1 protein-coding gene is annotated in these 1,213 nt (G+C 44.8%); it reads left to right on the top strand.

What is annotated here, in order from left to right; translation table 11 throughout:
* Positions 1-1,213 (top strand): hypothetical protein (locus J7K40_11970; GenBank protein MCD6163113.1); only part of this gene is annotated, 1,213 nt, incomplete at both ends.

Genomic DNA, 1,213 nt, shown 5'->3' with positions numbered 1-1,213 from the left:
TGGTTGATGGACGAGTTCGATGCTGGTGTAAAAGAGATAGAGCAGAGCAGGGCAGGGGCCAGAGATGAAGGGATGGGTCGTCCTGCTACCGAAGGCTCGACGCTTGGGGCTTTTGCAAAAACTATAGGGCGTGTTCCAGAAAATCTTGCTGCAAAAGCAATCATGGCAGTGCAGGGGCAGGCTGGCGCATCTGCGGTTGATAAAGGAATTGCAGATAAATTTGTAGATTGGGTTGAGAAGCGTAACCAAAGGCTGGCTGAATCATATGAGAAAACTGGGGACTTTATCCCCGGTCTTGTTTCAAAAAGAGATGTTGCTGAACTTGGACCTAACCTTGCCTTTTCAGGTGTTTCGATGGCAGGAACTCTTGGAGGCGCTGCTGTAACTGCGCCAATTCTTGTACCGGGGGCAAGGGTGGCTGGTGCAATGGCTGGAGGTGCCGCCGCCGCCTACCGTATGGACAGTTATCAAGCAATGGATAGCTGGCTTAAAAAAAGAAATGAAGAAAATATTAAGTTATTCGGAAAGCCGATATCGATAGAAGAAGAAAATAAGTTCAAAAAAGAATTTAACGAACTCGCCACTAAACATGGTTTATGGGAAGCTGGTCCAGAGGCTGTAGGTAATGTCCTTGACTTGGCTCTCATGACAGCAAAAAATCTTCCAGGAGCACGTTTTGTTCCGAAAAAACTTGTAAAGAAAATTGCAGGGAAAGCATTGAAGGGTGTAACCGGGAAAGCGGTAAAAGGTGCAGCAAGAGTTGGTGGTATTCTTGCCACTGAAGAATCAACCGAAGCTGTTACCCAGATGGGACAACAAAGAGTCGAGGCAGAAGTTGAAGGCGGAGAGAAACGTCAGTGGACAAGCGGTGAGGATTGGTTAAAATCTGCTAAGGAAGTTTTACCTCAAGTCATTATGTTGACAGGTGTTATGGGTGCCGGGGGTGCAGCATATCGTAAAGCAACACAAAAAGAGGGAGGTGGTACAGGTAAGCTTAAACAACAAATTCTTAATAGCATAATTGAAACCTACGAGAGCGGTGAGCAGACAGACGATCAGGTTATTGCTGCGATACTTGATGGGCATAAAGGGGGGCTGTTTGACAAAAATGATTTAGAAGAATTATCAAAAAAATTTCCAAATTTAAAAGATAAAATAGAAGCTGGGAAAAAAATAGTCAGGGCAGAATTAGTCAAAGAACAACTATCTTCTG

Source organism: Candidatus Zixiibacteriota bacterium (assembly GCA_021159005.1).
Lineage (GTDB): Bacteria > Zixibacteria > MSB-5A5 > UBA10806 > 4484-95 > JAGGSN01.
Note: the sequence above shows the minus strand (reverse complement) of the source record. Positions and strands in the feature narration are given on the sequence as shown.